The 15,892-nt window shown below is 62.8% G+C and carries 17 protein-coding genes; all 17 read right to left on the bottom strand.

Features of this window, described 5'->3' with window-relative positions; all coding sequences use genetic code 11:
* Window positions 1–2 precede the first annotated feature (2 nt).
* Window positions 3–443, bottom strand: a complete 441-nt coding sequence (locus AC6I6U_RS12445; RefSeq protein ID WP_497882232.1) for a transglycosylase SLT domain-containing protein — start codon at window positions 441–443, stop codon at window positions 3–5.
* Entirely contained in the window at window positions 440–1,822 is a 1,383-nt protein-coding gene (locus AC6I6U_RS12440; protein WP_497882231.1) for a winged helix-turn-helix domain-containing protein, read from the bottom strand. Before AC6I6U_RS12440 ends, AC6I6U_RS12445 begins: the two co-directional genes overlap by 4 nt.
* Before the next feature lie 226 nt (window positions 1,823–2,048).
* Complete coding sequence (locus tag AC6I6U_RS12435) at window positions 2,049–2,327, bottom strand: phosphopantetheine-binding protein (protein ID WP_497882230.1); 279 nt, start codon at window positions 2,325–2,327, stop codon at window positions 2,049–2,051.
* 85 nt (window positions 2,328–2,412) lie between these two features.
* Window positions 2,413–3,564 carry an IpaD/SipD/SspD family type III secretion system needle tip protein gene (locus tag AC6I6U_RS12430; RefSeq protein WP_497882229.1) on the bottom strand — a complete coding sequence of 384 codons (1,152 nt, stop codon included), beginning with the start codon at window positions 3,562–3,564 and terminating at the stop codon, window positions 2,413–2,415.
* Complete coding sequence (locus AC6I6U_RS12425; protein ID WP_497882228.1) at window positions 3,564–4,757, bottom strand: IpaC/SipC family type III secretion system effector; 1,194 nt, start codon at window positions 4,755–4,757, stop codon at window positions 3,564–3,566. Before AC6I6U_RS12425 ends, AC6I6U_RS12430 begins: the two co-directional genes overlap by 1 nt.
* A gap of 14 nt (window positions 4,758–4,771) precedes the next feature.
* Entirely contained in the window at window positions 4,772–6,553 is a 1,782-nt protein-coding gene (sctE, locus tag AC6I6U_RS12420; RefSeq protein ID WP_497882227.1) for a type III secretion system translocon subunit SseC family protein, read from the bottom strand.
* The gene (gene sicA, locus AC6I6U_RS12415) at window positions 6,550–7,041 is read right to left on the bottom strand and encodes a type III secretion system translocator chaperone SicA (protein ID WP_497882226.1); all 492 of its coding nucleotides are present in this window, start codon (window positions 7,039–7,041) and stop codon (window positions 6,550–6,552) included. The genes sctE and sicA overlap by 4 nt, the downstream gene beginning before the upstream one ends.
* Window positions 7,042–7,155: 114 nt before the next feature.
* A complete protein-coding gene (locus AC6I6U_RS12410; protein WP_497882225.1) occupies window positions 7,156–8,190 on the bottom strand; it encodes an EscU/YscU/HrcU family type III secretion system export apparatus switch protein in 1,035 nt (344 codons plus the stop codon).
* Between the two features lies 1 nt (window position 8,191).
* Entirely contained in the window at window positions 8,192–8,971 is a 780-nt protein-coding gene (sctT, locus tag AC6I6U_RS12405; protein ID WP_497882224.1) for a type III secretion system export apparatus subunit SctT, read from the bottom strand.
* 7 nt (window positions 8,972–8,978) lie between these two features.
* Window positions 8,979–9,233 carry an EscS/YscS/HrcS family type III secretion system export apparatus protein gene (locus tag AC6I6U_RS12400; RefSeq protein ID WP_497882223.1) on the bottom strand — a complete coding sequence of 85 codons (255 nt, stop codon included), beginning with the start codon at window positions 9,231–9,233 and terminating at the stop codon, window positions 8,979–8,981.
* A 10-nt stretch (window positions 9,234–9,243) separates the two neighbouring features.
* Entirely contained in the window at window positions 9,244–9,903 is a 660-nt protein-coding gene (locus AC6I6U_RS12395) for an EscR/YscR/HrcR family type III secretion system export apparatus protein (RefSeq protein ID WP_497882222.1), read from the bottom strand.
* Complete coding sequence (locus AC6I6U_RS12390) at window positions 9,900–10,817, bottom strand: FliM/FliN family flagellar motor switch protein (RefSeq protein WP_497882221.1); 918 nt, start codon at window positions 10,815–10,817, stop codon at window positions 9,900–9,902. Before AC6I6U_RS12390 ends, AC6I6U_RS12395 begins: the two co-directional genes overlap by 4 nt.
* On the bottom strand, window positions 10,814–11,458 hold the full coding sequence (locus tag AC6I6U_RS12385) for a hypothetical protein (protein ID WP_497882220.1): 645 nt from the start codon (window positions 11,456–11,458) through the stop codon (window positions 10,814–10,816). The genes AC6I6U_RS12390 and AC6I6U_RS12385 overlap by 4 nt, the downstream gene beginning before the upstream one ends.
* A 230-nt stretch (window positions 11,459–11,688) precedes the next feature.
* Window positions 11,689–12,144: a SpaM family type III secretion system protein gene (locus tag AC6I6U_RS12380; RefSeq protein ID WP_497882219.1), complete on the bottom strand. Its 456-nt coding sequence runs from the start codon at window positions 12,142–12,144 to the stop codon at window positions 11,689–11,691.
* Window positions 12,128–13,417 carry a type III secretion system ATPase SctN gene (gene sctN / locus AC6I6U_RS12375; RefSeq protein ID WP_497882218.1) on the bottom strand — a complete coding sequence of 430 codons (1,290 nt, stop codon included), beginning with the start codon at window positions 13,415–13,417 and terminating at the stop codon, window positions 12,128–12,130. Before sctN ends, AC6I6U_RS12380 begins: the two co-directional genes overlap by 17 nt.
* A complete protein-coding gene (locus AC6I6U_RS12370; RefSeq protein ID WP_497882217.1) occupies window positions 13,414–13,821 on the bottom strand; it encodes an InvB/SpaK family type III secretion system chaperone in 408 nt (135 codons plus the stop codon). The genes sctN and AC6I6U_RS12370 overlap by 4 nt, the downstream gene beginning before the upstream one ends.
* Window positions 13,822–13,834: 13 nt before the next feature.
* Window positions 13,835–15,889 carry an EscV/YscV/HrcV family type III secretion system export apparatus protein gene (locus AC6I6U_RS12365; RefSeq protein WP_497882216.1) on the bottom strand — a complete coding sequence of 685 codons (2,055 nt, stop codon included), beginning with the start codon at window positions 15,887–15,889 and terminating at the stop codon, window positions 13,835–13,837.
* Between the last annotated feature and the right edge of the window lie 3 nt (window positions 15,890–15,892).

The raw sequence follows: 15,892 nt of genomic DNA, 5'->3' as shown, positions 1-15,892 counted from the left end.
GCTCAAGGCACCAGTTGTCGATAGACATGCCAGACCTTGCGCGCATAACGCTCGCGGATATCCTCACGGTCCACGCCACTGCCAGCGTTGTAGGCACCCACCGCCCTCCAGCCGTAGCCATGCTGGCCGATGAACTGTGCCAGGATCGACGCCCCGACCTGCACGCTGAGACAAGGGTCGTCCAGCAACCGCTGTTCGCTGATCCCCTGCCCGGCGAGTCGCGGCAGGTGCAGGCTGTTGATCTGCATCAGGCCGATGTCGCGGCTGCCATTCGGGTTGTGGTTCATGGCCTGCGGGCGCAGTCCGCTCTCAACATGGGCAATGGCGTACAGCAGTTCCGGCTCGATGCGATGCTCGCGCCCAGCGGTTTCCCAGCAGAAAGCCGCCAGCGGTCCCGCCCATGCCAACAGCAGCCAGCCTACGCGGTGATACTGCCTGTTCATGCCCCGCCTTGCGGATGCGCGCCGGACGGATCCAGGCTCCGGCAATGGGCCTCGATGGAGGCATACTGGTCCTGCAGCACCGGGTGCTGGTCGTCCTGCCCCTCCAGCACCTCGCGGGTCATTGCCAACGCGGTGCGTGGATCACGGGCGAAAGCGATCCGAATGCGCATCAGTTGCGCGGCGATCGAGGAAGGATCATGCCGCAGCGCCGATTCCAGGCACTCCAGCGCCCGATCAGTGCGCCCGCCGAACCAGTGATGCCAGGCGTGCAGGTAGTGGATGTCAGCCCGATCACAACCCAACAGGCAACGCTGAAACAACACGTGGGCGGCATCGGCACAGCCTTGCAGGCTGGTAACCAACGCCAACCGTGCCAGCGCCTCGCGATTTCCAGGCTCCAGCAGCAGGGCCTGTGCCACGGCATCGCGGGCATTGCCAACCGCACTCTGCTGGTCGACCAGCCCCAACTGCGACAGCGCCAGATACGCGTCGGCCACGCCACACCAGGGGGGCACATAACTGGCGTCCATCTGCACGCACTGGCGAAAATACAGCAGGGCTTCCCTGACGCTTTGCGGAGTATGACGCTGCAGGCCGTACATGCCCTTGAGAAAAGCCAGCGCCAACGGGTAGGACGAACAACCACCGACAGCAGGACGCACATCGGGCAGATGGTGGGCGACCATCGAGACCATCGACCGAAGCAGGTCCTCGAGCGTGCCCTTGATGGCCATGGGGCCATGTACCAGATGGTGACCGTTACCACGGATCAGTTCCACCGACAGTTCCAGTTGCTCACCCCGGGCATGGAAACGCCCACTCAGGTAATAGTCGGGCGCCAACTGTTCCATCAGTTGCCGGGTGTCGGCCGCTCCAGGACCCGGCATCGTCAGCGCTGCCGGCAGAATTCGCAGGGCGCCATCGAACGCCGCCTTCATTTGCCTGATCGTCGCCTCCTGGAGACTCGACGCCGCCAGGTCATCCGCGTGGCGAAACGGCAGGACCGCCAACGAGGAGGCCATGGGTTGCTCCTCGAGTACGGGGGCCAGCGGCGCCACCGCACCGGTGAAGCGATAGCCCTTGCCATAGACGGTCGCGATATAGCCCCGCCCCGGCCCGAGCAATTTACGCAGGGCATAGATACAGCGCGTCAACGACTCCTCGGCGGCGTCGCTGCCGGCCCAAGCGTAATCCAGCAGATAATCCTTGGTAACCAGCCGACCAGCAGCACCGAGCAGCAGGCGCAGGACATGCAACTCCTTGGGCGGCAGATGAACGGCCTTTCCATTGCGCAGCAGCACTCCATCGCCCTGCAGTATCCACTCGCCGAACGCGAAGGATTTTTTCAGGAAGTTAGCATTGGCAGTGGCCAGACTCATATCAATCTTGAAACCTCTATGCAGATGTACTGACATTCAAAAACAAGCCTTGGGCAACCAGGGCTTGTCGCGAGGAACCAAGCGACTATAGAAACTTGACCAACAACAGTCCGTAGGACTTTTCTCCATAAAAACAAGAAAAACACTACAAGCCTTCAACATCTAAAAAACTTCATGCAGCGACAGACAGATAACATCAGAAAAATCTCTACAGGACCTCGGTTATCTACATGGTTTCCCTTTTTTGCCGGGTAATTCCTACAAGCCGACAGACATCCGCGACCGTACGCCATCCGGCCACGCCGCTCTCCGGCAGGTCAATCTCAAAGGCGTCGTTGATCAACAGCGCCATCTCGATGATGCCCATCGAGTTCAGGTACAGATCCTCGATCAGCCGCGAGTCGAGCAGGACCTTGCGCCGCTCCAGCTGAAAATATCCCGCCAGCAGCACCATGACCTGTTGCTCGATGAAATACTCGCAATTGCCTGGTTTCAGATAGCTCATCGGTAGTTTGTCCAAGGCAGGACGAAGCCGACGGAAGTTCCGCAGGCTTCGCCTTCAAGAAGTAGTGAAAGGGTTCAGGCGGGGGTCAGAAATGGGCCATGGCCTTCAACATGTCCGCGAACTGGTTGAGATGATTGGACAAGACCTTGATGAAGTTGTCGTATGTGGCGTTGGCACTGGAGTACTTCTGCGTGAACTCCTGGAGTTTGTTCTTCAACCGGTCGACCTGAACATTGAAACCGGACTGCCAGGCCTGGAAACTCGCACTGTCGAGTACCACCTTGCCATCGGAACCGACAGCGAGTCGATCCAGATCCTCCAGCATCTGATTCAGTGGGTCCAGGTCGATCATGACCGACCAACTGCCATCGGCATTTTTCTTCACGCAGCTTTCCGGCAGCCCCAGGGCCTCACACCACTTACGCGCATCCGTCTCGGAGCCCTTGAACAGCTCGCCATCAAGATCGGCCATCAATGCCTGCAGGGCGTCTTTCAGTTCGGCGACATCAAGTTCGATGTCCTTGCCCTCATTGACAGCCTTCATCCATTGCTGGAGCCTGGAGGTAATCGCACTGTTGAACTTGTCGAAAAAGGCCGAGTATTTACGGACGATGTTCTGGTTGACGTTCAGGTAACGCTCGCCAATCCGGTCGATCAGCTCGATCAACTGGTCGAAAAACGCCGGAGCCCTGGCGGCAATCTCTTCGCCCTGCCCATGAACCTCGGGCGGGAGCAGGCCCAGCAACTCGTCGACGACCGATGCCTGCCAGGCCGCCACACCGGCAATCACACCAGGCTCCTCGACGATCATCGCGTTCGCTTGCTGTTCGACGGCTTTCAAGCGTTGGCCCAGCACTTTTTCGGCGTATTCGCGACGACTTCCGCTACTTACCTCCAACAGCGATATCACCTGCTTCATCGAGTCACCAACGTACAACAGATCATCCCGCCAGTGCCCTACTCGTTCGATAGCACTTTCATACGGCGTCAGTGCCGATGCATTGCCATCCGGCAAAGGTCCGGACCCTGACTTTGCTCTATCGAGCAGTTGTTGCACCCGATTCAGGTTTTTCGGTCGCAGCCGTTCCAACTGGCTCTGGATGTCCCCCAACAGGACCTCCAGCGGCTCATCGGCTCTCGGCGGTGGCGCTGCCGGTCCAGGAGCCGGCAACGATTGAACGACAGGGCCAGTCACCAGATCCGGGGCCTGGACGGTTGGATTGTTCGAGATTTCCATCAGGCTCGCACCAGGGCGTCGATGACGCTGTTACGCGATTGAGTGATCTGCTGGATGATTTCCATCAGTTTCTGCAGCAGCGCGGTGTCCCTGGCGTCGACCTGGCTCTCCTCGTCCGCCAGGCTCTTGTGGACGTTCTGGTTGCTCTGCTGCAACACCTGCCGCTCTTGCTGGGCAATCTCGTCAAGACGAATGGTCGCGCTCAACACGTTGCTGAGGACCATGGCCATCGAGTTCATGCTGGTACCCATCGCGATCAGCCGGTCCGGCCCTCGCGCCCCCAACTCACTCAACCACAGGGCATTCTCGCGGCGCTTGCCGGCGTCGCTGATCTGGCTCTCCAGCCAGTTGCGATAGGCCTGCCGGTCTTCGGGAGTGGAGACGTTCAGTTTGTCGGGCTCGCGCAGTTGCCTGCGCAGGTCGGTTTCCAGGCGTCCGGCATCCAGGGCTTCGCGCCGATTGCCGACGATATCGGCATGCTTGCCCTGGTAACTCTTGAGCGTCAGGGCCAAGCCGCCGATGGACAAGGCACCGGCGACCATTGCTCCACCGAGCGCCGCATACAGGCTGGCGCTGCCGCCCTCACGGATCGCCTTGCCCTGCTCCACCGCGGCATTAGCGGCCATCACGCTGAAGTGTCCGCGCAGTTGGGCATTGGCCACCCGGGCGATGTTCATGGCGATGATCGCCGTCAGCAGCACACCGATATGCTGCTCCCAGACCCTAGGGTCGAAACCTGACGACTGCAGTTGCTCGTCATCGGATTGTCTGGCGACTGCCTGCCTGAGAATCTCCAGGTCGGTATCGCTGAACTCACTGATATCAGTCAGCCGTTGAAACGCCTGGTCGTCCAGACGGCCGACCAGGCTGATAAATTCGGAATGGCCGAACGAACCGAGCGCCCGCAGCGTCTCGAACTGTTTCTCGTCCATCCGACTGTCCAGGGTTGCCAACTGCACGTCGGTGAACCCCAGGACATCCAACGATCGTTTCAAGTCGCCCATGACATTCGAACGGGCGACGCCCAGTTGGAGCAACCGATCGGGCGTGACCTGCCTATCGAGACCGGCCTGCAAAAGCGCGCCCTCAAGGGCTGGCCTCGCCGGTTGGGCCGGCTGGCCTGCTGGAGACTCAGGCAGATTGAGTTCCGCGGCGACTTGGGGCATCTGCGATGTAGGGGAAACTCCGAGCATGACACTATCTCCGTTCAAAGCCTGATGTTGCGGGCAACCTGCAGGGCTGCGCCGTGACCATGCTGCATGTCGGCCATGAGCCGTTTCATCTGCTCGTCCTTGTGCTCGATCAACCGGGCGAAGGTCCCCAACGCCTCTTCCAGATACCCTCCCAGCGAATCGACGATAGCCATGCTGACGCGGATATCGGCCAGATGCTCGGCCCCCTGTTTCTGATGGACTCCGGTCTTGACCTGCAACCCCGCCTGGGTGCTGGTACCCGCCGCCTGGACCGTCGCCAGGAGCATTTCGAGGCGGTTCTTCAGTTGGTTCATCGTCACGTCATCGCTGGATGAGGCCACCAGGCTCCGCAATTGCTCCACCAACCGCGACAGGCTCTTGCCGACACTGGTGAAGGCCTGCTTGAGCAACTCCGGCACCAGTTTGGAAAACACGTCGCCGAGCTTTTCCATGAGTTTGTTCACCACCGAGCCGAGCACCGGTCCGGCAGCCTGGACACCCACCACGGCAGCCGCGATGACCGTGGCCACCGCGGCTATCGCACCGATGATCGCCCCGACCATCTTGGCTTTCTCCTCGGCAACGCCCATCGCCAACAGGACCTGGGTGTACATGTCCGCCATCACCTTGACCAGTTTCTGGAACAGTTCCATTACCGGCTTCATGGCCTTTTCCATGTATGAGCTACCGGTGAGTTCCTTGACGATCATGTCCGATAGCGAGGTCAGCACGCCGACCACCCCGATCGCCGCACCGATCAGGGCGCCGGCAGCAGGTGCCGCCGCCCCCAGGGTGGCGACGGTACTGACCACCGCGACCACCGCGCTGACGGCCAGCACCAGCCAGCCGAGGATCTTGCCAATGCACCCCATGGCCTTCTGGGCCGCCTCGGCCTTGCGCACCTCTTCCTGGTATTCCTCGGACTTGATCTTCATGAACTCCTGGCGAGCTGCCTGCATGGTCAGGAACAGCTCCTGGTCGGCCTGCAGCTGTCGATCGGCCGACTCGCCCAGCAACCCGATCAACCGGGCCATCGCCAGTACCAGGGCACCCGCCGCGTTCAGGTGCTGCTGGTCCGCTCCATCGCTGACGGGCTGCCCGGTCGCCTTGCCCTGCACCCGCCTGGCCAGTTCTTCGGCCTTGATCGCGGCGAGCCGGGCCGTAGCGATCAACTGCCCGTGAGCCTCCACCGCCTGCCGGAAACCCTGTTGCAGGTTGCTGGCAACGCCCCTGGCCTGCTCCCGACGGGCCAGGGCTGCGGCATACTCCGGCGATGACGGGCTCAACGAAGCGAGGTGCGATTCAGCCGCCGCCAGGTCGAGCAGCGCCCGGTCGAGCCTGGCTTGCAACGCCTCCAACTGTTCCAGGCTGGTATCGACCGCTCCCTGGGCCGCCACCAGTTCGGCCAACGCCTGCACATACTCGCCGGACAGCCGCTGCAGGGCCTGCTGGGAGGCCTGTGCCATGGTGCGCAGCAACGACAGGCGGTTTTTCAGGCTTTCCAGGCTGGTGTTGCCCAGCAGTTCGACCAATGAGGCGATCAGCCGCACGAACTCGCCCTCGGCATTCAACTGCCCCTCCCCAGGCCGCGTTGGCGGCGGTTGCAGCCGCGGGCGGGAGTCGCTCCGGGCACCACCGGCGGACTCGTAGTCCACCGACTCCAGGGACGCCAGCAACTCGTGATTGAGCCGCTGGAACTCATCGGTCCGCGCCGCCTTTCGGGCAGCTTCGGCATAGGGGCTGGCGTCAGGCATAACCAGCGGCCCGGCGCCCGGAAACCCATTGATTTCTGTCATTGCTGATCCTCCGTTGCTGAGCTGTCGATATGACTCAAGGCATCGAGGTAGACCTGGGCCTGCCTGCGCAAGTCATCATGGGTGACCCGTTCGAGCACATACTCGAAACACAACCTGGCCTTGCCGCCCTGCCCGAGTGCAAGCTGGCATTGGCCGGTATAGAACATCGGTCGGTAATCGTCCTTGCCCTGGGCAAAGGCCACGGCATACAGCTCGATGGCCTTGTGATGGTTGTTCCGCAGCTGGTGCACCGCTGCCAGTCCCATCCAGTACTGGCTGTTGTAGAAGTCGTAGATGCACAGGAAGTGAAAGAACTTCTCCGCATCGTCCAGCCGTCCCTGCTCGTAGAACTCGTAGGCATAGGCATAAAGACTATCCATCTGCTCATCGCTGATCCCGCGCACATCCTTGAGCGGCATGCCCTCCAGGACGGCCTGCACCGCCTCGAAGGCCATCTGTTCGTCCTCTTGCCTGTCTTTGCGACTCATCGACCACACTCCTGAAGATGGCGCCAGCCTGATTGACGCCCGCATTGAGCCAAAAAACCCACCTGACCACCGCCAAAATGCGCTCATGCTGGCGTCCGGCGAGGTACTGTCGCCTCAGGCCTGCTCGACCTGTTCGAGCCAGATCAGCAGGCGCAGGACTTCCTCGATCGCCTCCAGCCTGATGAAGCTGTAGCGCTGGTGCGTGCGATAGATCCGGCGGGCCAGGCGAATGTCGTTGACCACTGGAATGCCCATTTCCCGGGCATAGGCGCGTACCGCCAAAGCCCGTTGGTTGGTTTCGATCACGCTGACCAGGGGGATGAAGCTGATGTCCGGGCGGAAGTAGATGCCAATGGCGATGTGCGTCGGGTTGGCGACGATGATCCGCGAGCCGCGAATATCCGACCTGACCTGCTCGGAGAGCAGCTCCAGGTGCAGGTTGCGGCGCTTTTGCTTGATCTGCGGGTCGCCTTCCTGCTCCTTGTGCTCGCGCTTGACCGAATGCAGGTCCATCTTCAGTTCCCGGATATGCAGCCAGTACTCGCATAGCGCATCAAGCAGCACGATCAATAGTGCACAGAGCATGAAGGCCAGCAGCAGGATCAGGAGCAGCCGCCCCCATACCGGGAACAGGTCGGGCGGCTGGGCAAACAACTGGGCGAACAGCAACTGGCGCTCCGAATGCCAGACCGCCCACAGGGCCAGCGCGAAGCTGCCCAGGTAGAGCACGGCCTTGAGGCTGTCCTTGAGGGTACGCAGGCTGAACAGTTTCTTGAATCCGTTGATCGGATTGAGCGCCCCCAGATCCAACTTCAGGGCCTCGGTGGCCAAGGCAAAACCGCTTTGCAACAGCGCCGGCAACGCGCTGCTCAACACGCACACCAGAGCCAGCGGCAGCACGCACAGCAGGGCCAGTTGCAGCAGCTGCAAGGTGTAGCGCTGGGCATCATCGGCGAAACCGGCGGCGATGATCCGTCGATAGACTTCCATGACCTCAAGCAGGGAAATGCCGGAAACCAGGAACAGCATCGCGCACAACATCATGCAACTGATGACCAGATCCTTGGCCTTGAAGGTCTGGCCCTTGCGCGCCGAATCACGCAGGCGCTTGGCCGTGGGCTTTTCGGTCTTCGAGGCACTGGAGGACATGTCAGCGCTGCCCCGCCCCACCCAGCAGGGCATCGACCCGTTCCAGGGACTGCCCCATGCGCTGAACTTCATCGCCAAGGTGGCTGGCGAAGTACAGCATCAGCACCGCCAGCGCCACCAGGCTCTTGACCGTCAGCGAGACGGAAAAGGCATTCATCTGTGGTGCATAGCGTGACAGCAGGCCCAGCAGCAGCTCGCTGACCAGCAGGCTGGCAACCACCGGGGCACTGATGACCAGGACCTTGCCGAGCACACCATCGAGCAATGCCATCTGCAGCGCCAGGCTCATCGGGCAATCGAGTCCCGGTGCACACAGGCGATAGCTGCGGGCCACGGTCTCAAGCACCAGTTGCATGCCGCCGCCTTCGAGGTAGACGACCGCTGCGAACAACTGGAGAAAGGTGGCCAATTCCGAGCTGTCGACGCCGTTGGCCGGGTCGACCGTACTGCTGAGCATCGCCCCGCGCTGGTTGTCGATCAGGTTGCCCATGCCATGCAACACCCAGAGCGGCCAGCACAGCAGGCAGCCGAGCAGGATACCGATGCCCACCTCGCGGATCAGCAGGCCAATGAAAGCCAGGCTGTCCATTGCCGGCAGGGCCATGCCGGCGCTGGGCGAAAAACCCAGCGCCACCAGGATGATCACCGCCTGGCGCGGCGCTCCGGTCAGTACACCACTGTTGAGAAACGGCAGCATGAAAAAGATCGGCGCCCACCGCGCGGAGGCCACCAATGCAGCCGCCAGCCAGCCGTGCAGGTCGAAAAACAGGCCTATCGACATGCCGTCCTCAACCCAGTGCCAGGTGCATGATTTCCCGGCTGAACCCCAGCAGCGTCTCGCCGTACCAGTCCGCCAGCAGGAACAGGCAGACCGATACCGCCAGCAGCTTGAGCGCGAACGGCAGGGTCTGCTCCTGCAACTGGGTCACGGTCTGGATCACCCCGACCACCAGGCCCACCACGGTCGCGGCAATGATCGGCCAGGAGACCATCAGCAGGATCAGGTACAGAGTCTTGTTGCCGGCATAGACCAGATCGCTCATGCGCCGTCCCTCATTCCAGCAGTGTCAGGTATTGCCCGACCAATCCGGTGGACAGCAGGGCCCAGCCATCGAGCGCGACGAACAGCACCAGCTTGATCGGCACCGAGATAATCATCGGGCTCATCATCATCATGCCCAGCGCCAGCAGGATGCTGGAGATCACCAGGTCGACAATGACAAAGGGCAGGTAGAGATAGAAGCCGATCTTGAACGCACTCTTGATTTCACTCAGCGCATAGGCCGGCAGCAAGGCGAACAGCGAGGGCTCGGTTTGCTCATCGGGCAATGCCATCGGCTCTTCCTCGCCGACGCGCTGGGCCCGCTCGAAAAACAGCGCCAGCTCCGGGTCGGTATAACGACGCAGGTAGTCCTTGTAGCTGCCCAGGCCATTTTCGCTGAATGCCACGAACGACTCGACGCTATCGAAGCGCACCTGGTTGTCCTGGTAGTAGGCGTACCCCTGCTGCACCACCGGGCTCATCACGAACAGCGCGAGCAACAGCGCGATCGCATTGAGGCTCATGTTCGACGGCACCTGTTGCAACCCCAGGGCATTGCGCACGATCACGAACACGATGGAAAACTTCAGGTAACAGGTACCCGCCGCTACCAGGAATGGCAGCAACGAAGCGAACGCCAACAGCGCGATCAGCGAAACATCATTGTTCATCCGGGCGCTCCCGCGCCGATCTGCTGCAATTCCACGCCCAACTGCTCACCCAGTTGCACCAGCTCACCGCAGGCGATGACCCGGCCATTTACGCGGACCTCGATGTTGCGCAGGACCGACGCCTCCAGCAACAGCATCCGGCCCTCGATCAGTGCCGCCAACTCGATCAGGTCGAGGCGCTGCTCATGCAACACGAACTCCAACTGTACGGGTACGCTGCCCAGCACAGCATCGGGTTCGGCCAGCTCGGCTTGCGGTGAATCGATTGGAGTGACTGACAGGGTCATGTGCAGGCCTTGCTCTGTGAAGGTGAAGTCGCCGACCGGCTGGCCGGCGAGTTGCCATTGCCGGGTCACGCGACTGATGCGCAGCACGTCGCCCTCGGCAAGCAGGTGCAGGGCTACCGACCCGATCCGGCTGTAGCCCAGCGTGGTGCGCAACGAATGCGGCAGGCCCGTCAGCCACGGGTAGTGCGACAACGGTTGCGCCGGCGGCGACCCCGAAGGCAGGCGCGACAGCCACAGCGCCCCGCGGGGTGTTGCCAGGCGCGGTAACGGCTGCGGCGGCGCAGCACTCACCCTGACGGCCGACAGATGTTCGTAGCCCAGCTCATCCAGATCGATCGCCAGCGGCCGCGCCAGGGCCTGGAACAACCCGACGATCCGCTCGATGGAGCACGGCACCTTCAGCAATGCGCGCAAGGTCGGCAACAGGCCATCGAGCCATTCGCGGGCCTCGACCAGCCCCTGCCAACCGCCGCCCTGACCCTCGACAGAGAATTCCAGGTAGACGCCATCCGCCGACGGCTGATGCAGGTCGGCCCGGTAGCCCGCCAACCGCCAGCGCTCGACGGCCTGCTGTCGTGCGTGATCCAGCGGGTCAATGCGACGCAGGCCCGCAAGCAAGCAGCTCACGATGACCGCGCCCCGTTCTCGGGCAACGTCGCCTCGGCCAGTCGCCAGTGCGGTTGCCGGGCCTGGTCGAGGTGCCCACGCAGTTGCTCGAATACCTGCCGGTCGGTGGCCCGGATCAACAGCCCACCGGTTCCGGCCCCCTCCCGGCTGATCAGCACGCTGCCCTGGGCTCGCTCGTTGCGAAACGGCACCTGGAGGAAATCGCCGGTCATCTCATCATCCTGGTCCGGTGACTCCGGCGGGCCCTCATGCAGGTCGGCCGTTGTCTCCCGGTCACTTCCCAAACCCTCGAGGAGGGTTTGAGCCGACTGGGACTCAGACCGGGCCGAAACCACCGGTGGCGCCAGTTCGTCGCCAGCGCGCCAGGCCAGCTCAATCTGCCCTGGCGTCTCTAGCGCTGACCCGGCAGGAGCATCGCCCTCATCACTGGCCATGGCCGCTGCGTCCCCGCCATCCACTATCGTCCCGGCCGAGGCACCTGGCGTGCCGCGCAGTAGCTCCCCGGACTCGCCGGGCAACACGTCCCCGGCCACGCCAATGCCCTTCGCTGTCGACAGCAGGTCACCCTTTTCCAACACCCCGACGACCGCCAGGCTGTCGCGGCCCTGCCCGTCCCAGGCATCGGTTGCGAGCCCGATCACCACGTCCGCCTGCTGCCCCAGCCGCACCATTGGCGGTCCATCGCCGCGCCTCGGCCGGCCCCCTGCCCAATCAATCCTGGACACGGGCGCAAACCCGGCCAGCAACAGGGCAACCCCTTCGGGCATCGACTCCTCGTCGAGGTCCGACGTGCCTGGCTCGATCGGCCCCGCCCCGGCCACCTGATCGTCCAGGACTGGCTCGACGACAGGCCACACCGGAAAAATACTATTCATCGTCTCACCTCGATCAGTTCATCGACTTCACGCTCAGCGCGGCGCAACCGCGCCTGCCACAGTTCTCGGAGCAAGCGTTGGTGCAACGCAGCGAATCTGGACTGCTGGTGCTGCAACCGCTGCAACGCCTGCTGCCCCTGCCGCACCTCCTGGTCCAGTTGCCTCCGCTGCTCCGCCAGCGGTTGGCGCTCCAGCGCAACGATCTGCAACTGCCGACGAATCACCGCCTGGCGGCGCAAGGTCTCCAGCAACTGCCAGTGTTCGAACACGCAGTTCTCGGCGCGATGACTATCCAGCAAGGCCCGCAGTGAATCCTCCTGCTCGGCCAACGCCGACAGTTCGCCCAGCAACTGCGCCCGTCGCTGCCTTAGCCGCAGCAGTGCCGCCTCCTGCCGACGCAGGCGCCAGGCGCCAAAGCTCAGCAAACGGTCGATATCAGCCAATGAGTTCATGCAGGCTCCGCAAGGTCTCGTCTGCTGCGCTCGACTCGTCGGCGGCCTGGCGCAACCAGGCGTTCAGGCCATCCCGGCAGGCCAGGGCCCGGTCATTGGCCGCATCGGCACCCGGGCTGTACTCGCCCAGGTCGAGAAACACCTGCAACGCTTCCAGGCGCGCCAGCACCTCGCGGGCGGCGACCGCCAGGCGCTGCGTCGCTTCATGCGTCACCTGCCGCGCGACCCGACTGGCGCTGCGCAGTACATCGATCGCCGGAAAATGGCCCTTGGCGGCCAGGTTGCGGCTCAGGTAGATATGCCCATCAAGGATCGAACGGATCTCCTCGGCAATGGGATCGGGCTCATCGTCGCCTTCCAGCAGCACCGTGTAGTACGCGGTGATACTGCCAAGCACCGTGTGTCCGGGACGTTCGAGCAGACGCGGCAAGGCATCGAATACCGAAGCCGGATACCCACGCCGCGCCGGCATCTCGCCGGCCGCCAGGGCCAGGTCACGACGGGCGCGGGCATAACGGGTCAGCGAGTCGAGCAGCAGCACCACGCAATGCCCCAGGTCGCGAAAGTACTCGGCGACCGCTGTCGCCTGCAGGGCCGCGTTGCAGCGGTCCACCGAGGACAGGTCGGAGGTGGCATAGACCACCACGCAACGCGCACGCTTGGGGCTGTGGCGTAAATGCTCGATGAACTCGGTCACCTCGCGCCCACGCTCGCCGATCAGGCCGATGACGAACACATCGGCCTCGGTATGCCTGATCAGCATGTTGATCAGCGAAGTCTTGCCCGAGCCGGCTGCGGCGAAGATGCCCAGGCGCTGGCCGACCCCACAGGTCAACAGGCCGTCGATCGCGCGGATACCGGTCAACAGCGGCTCGCTCACCGGACGGCGCTGCTGGTAGGCAGGCGGATCGGCATCCACCGGATAGTCCCGGCCATCGAGCCCCGCTGCCGGTGCCAGACGCTCGACGATGCTGCCGCGGGCATCGAGCACGCTACCCAGCATCGCCGTGCTGCAATGCAGCCGCAGCGACGTACCGGTCGGCACGATCATCGACTCACGCGACAGCCCGCGGGCCTCGCCCAGCAGGCTGAGAACCACCACATCGGGCTTGAAGCCGATCACCTGGGCCCTCGCCAGCAGCTCGGTCGAGCGCCAGTGCCGGCGGACCTCACAGACCTCGCCGATGGACACCCCGCGCAACGCCGCCTCGATCAGCGGGCCGCTGAGGCGTCGAGGATGGGCGCCCCGGCGTTCGAGCCGCAACCCGCTCATTGGCGAATGATACGGCTGAGTTCCTCGGTGTCCTGCATGAACCCGTCGATCGCTTCGGCAAAGGAGCGATCGCTGCCCAGTGCCTGCTCGCCCAGCATCAACCGCGCCTCGAACTGGCCGTTGGCCTCGAACAGTTGCAACTGCCCGGTGCGGGAATCGGCATTGCCCTTGAACAGGTAGCGCAACAGCGCCTCGGCACTGTAGGCAAAAACCGCAGGGGTCATCTGTGCCAGCGCGCTCCACAGCCAGACGTCGCCGTCGACCACGTCGACGCAGATATTGGGTTGATCCTTCATTTCCATCTCGATCGTACTGTGGGCATCGAACCGTCCCAGTTGCGCGTCGGTACAGCCGCTGTACAACAGCGCAGCCCGCAAGCGTTCGGCGATATCCATATTCTGCATGGGTACTTTTCCTTCAGAGGGTCTTGATGACATTTACGGAAATGGTCTCGCTGATCTCGCCGAAGGACATGACGTCCAGCTCGCGAAATCGTCCTTCGACCAGTTTTTTGATATAGCGCCGCACATCCACCGAACAGAGCAGCACCAGGTCCTTCTGCGGCACGTGCAGGCCTTCCAGGCCCAGGCTCAGCCGATCGACCAGCTCTTCGGATTGCGCAGGCTCGAGGTTGAGAAAGCTGCCACCAGAGGTCTGCCGGATGCCGTTGCGCACCACTTCCTCGAACTCCGGCGACAGCAGCAGCACGCGCAAGTCATTGCCATGGGCGAACTTGTTGCTGATATAGCGCCCCAGGCCGCCACGCACATGCTCGACCAGGGCGATGCTGTCCTTCTCCCTCGAAGCCCAGTGGGCCAGGGATTCGAGCACCAGCTTCAGGTTGCGCACGGAGATCCGCTCGCCGACCAGGCGCTGGAGTATCTCGGCGATCTTCTGCACGGTGACATGGCGATAGACTTCCTTGAGCAGGTCCGGGTAGCGACCCTCCATTTCATCCAGCAGCGCCTTGGTTTCCTGCACCCCGAAGAACTCGTTGATGTTGCGCGCCAACAGGGTCACCAGACAGCGGTAGCACTCGTCATGCGCCGCGCGCAATTGATAGCCCAGCTCCGTTGCAGTGGCCCTGCCCGAGGCGGCGATCCAGACACTCTCCAGGTTGTTGCTGTCACGTCCGCGCACCAGCGGCAGGCCCATGGCGGCCAGCTCCGGCGAATAGTCGAGCACTCGCCAGTGCTCGAAGTGGATGTCGAACTGGTCGGCGCGCACCTCGTTGATCAGCACCGCGACGTGGTGACCGGGCAATGCGTCGGAGGCGCGCAATTGCGGTTGCGGGATTTTCAGGCCGTAGTCGACGAAGAACTGGTTGCGAAACCGTTCGGCGAGCCTGGCCGACCGCAGCTCGTCCAGCCGCGAGGACGGCACCAGGAGAATCAGTGCCACCGTCTCGGTGGCTATTTCGTCGAGGTTGCCCTGCAGTCCCAACTCGCCCTCCTCCGCCCCCTCGACCGGCGCCTGTGGCTCTCCCCCGCGGGCATCGCCTGCCGCCATACGCTGCCTGCGCCACCGCAGGAACACCACCAGCGCCAGCAACGCGGCGATCACCAGGAACGTCGCCAGCGGAAACCCCGGCAGCGTCCCCACCGCCACCGCCAGCAACGCGGTCACTCCAACCACGAAAGGATTGGCGAACATCTGCGCTAGCATGTTGCGCCCCAGGTTGGCCTCATCGCCGTTGACCCGGGTGACGATGAAACCGGCACCGATGGCAATCAGCAGGGCAGGGATCTGCGCCACCAGGCCATCGCCGATGGTCAGCAGGGTGTAGATCGACAGCGCCGCGCCGAAGTCCATGCCCAGTTGGCCGACGCCAATCGCGATGCCGCCGAGAAAGTTGACGAAGATGATGATGATCCCGGCGATGGCATCACCCTTGATGAACTTCATCGCGCCGTCGAAGGAACCATAAAGTTGGCTTTCGCGCTCCAGCACGTTGCGTTTCTCGCGGGCCTGAGCGGCATCGATGGCGCCGGCCTTGAGGTCGCCGTCGATGCTCATCTGCTTGCCCGGCATGCCGTCCAGGGAAAATCGCGCTGCCACCTCGGCCACCCGTTCCGAGCCCTTGGTGATGACGATGAACTGCACGACCGTGACGATTGCGAAGATCACGAACCCGACCACCAGGTTCTCGCCAATCACGAACTCGCCGAAGGAAGCGATGATCTCGCCGGCATCCGCTTGGGTCAGGATCAGCCGACTGGTGCTGATGGACAGGGCCAGGCGGAACAGCGTGGTCAGCAACAACAGCGCCGGGAAGGTGGAGAAGCCAAGGATGCGCTCGATGTAGAACGAGCCCATGAAGATCAGCAGCGAAATGACGATGTTCAGGCCGATCAGGAAATCCACAAGGGGCGTGGGCAGTGGAATGATCAGCATCGCAATGATCATCACCATCAACGACAGGATCAGCAGTTCGGGACGGGCCGCGACGGCCCTTAGAATTCGCTCGGACATGTC

This window comes from Pseudomonas sp. UTLPPB19802 (assembly GCF_059730225.1).
Note: the sequence above shows the minus strand (reverse complement) of the source record. Positions and strands in the feature narration are given on the sequence as shown.

What these genes read in the sequence shown, in the direction of transcription:
- AC6I6U_RS12445 (WP_497882232.1), bottom strand. Translation starts at nt 443, where the DNA reads ATGAACAGGCAGTATCACCGCGTAGGCTGGCTGCTGTTGGCATGGGCG.
- AC6I6U_RS12440 (WP_497882231.1), bottom strand. Translation starts at nt 1,822, where the DNA reads ATGAGTCTGGCCACTGCCAATGCTAACTTCCTGAAAAAATCCTTCGCG.
- AC6I6U_RS12435 (WP_497882230.1), bottom strand. Translation starts at nt 2,327, where the DNA reads ATGAGCTATCTGAAACCAGGCAATTGCGAGTATTTCATCGAGCAACAG.
- AC6I6U_RS12430 (WP_497882229.1), bottom strand. Translation starts at nt 3,564, where the DNA reads ATGGAAATCTCGAACAATCCAACCGTCCAGGCCCCGGATCTGGTGACT.
- AC6I6U_RS12425 (WP_497882228.1), bottom strand. Translation starts at nt 4,757, where the DNA reads ATGCTCGGAGTTTCCCCTACATCGCAGATGCCCCAAGTCGCCGCGGAA.
- sctE (WP_497882227.1), bottom strand. Translation starts at nt 6,553, where the DNA reads ATGACAGAAATCAATGGGTTTCCGGGCGCCGGGCCGCTGGTTATGCCT.
- sicA (WP_497882226.1), bottom strand. Translation starts at nt 7,041, where the DNA reads ATGAGTCGCAAAGACAGGCAAGAGGACGAACAGATGGCCTTCGAGGCG.
- AC6I6U_RS12410 (WP_497882225.1), bottom strand. Translation starts at nt 8,190, where the DNA reads ATGTCCTCCAGTGCCTCGAAGACCGAAAAGCCCACGGCCAAGCGCCTG.
- sctT (WP_497882224.1), bottom strand. Translation starts at nt 8,971, where the DNA reads ATGTCGATAGGCCTGTTTTTCGACCTGCACGGCTGGCTGGCGGCTGCA.
- AC6I6U_RS12400 (WP_497882223.1), bottom strand. Translation starts at nt 9,233, where the DNA reads ATGAGCGATCTGGTCTATGCCGGCAACAAGACTCTGTACCTGATCCTG.
- AC6I6U_RS12395 (WP_497882222.1), bottom strand. Translation starts at nt 9,903, where the DNA reads ATGAACAATGATGTTTCGCTGATCGCGCTGTTGGCGTTCGCTTCGTTG.
- AC6I6U_RS12380 (WP_497882219.1), bottom strand. Translation starts at nt 12,144, where the DNA reads ATGAACTCATTGGCTGATATCGACCGTTTGCTGAGCTTTGGCGCCTGG.
- sctN (WP_497882218.1), bottom strand. Translation starts at nt 13,417, where the DNA reads ATGAGCGGGTTGCGGCTCGAACGCCGGGGCGCCCATCCTCGACGCCTC.
- AC6I6U_RS12370 (WP_497882217.1), bottom strand. Translation starts at nt 13,821, where the DNA reads ATGCAGAATATGGATATCGCCGAACGCTTGCGGGCTGCGCTGTTGTAC.
- AC6I6U_RS12365 (WP_497882216.1), bottom strand. Translation starts at nt 15,889, where the DNA reads ATGTCCGAGCGAATTCTAAGGGCCGTCGCGGCCCGTCCCGAACTGCTG.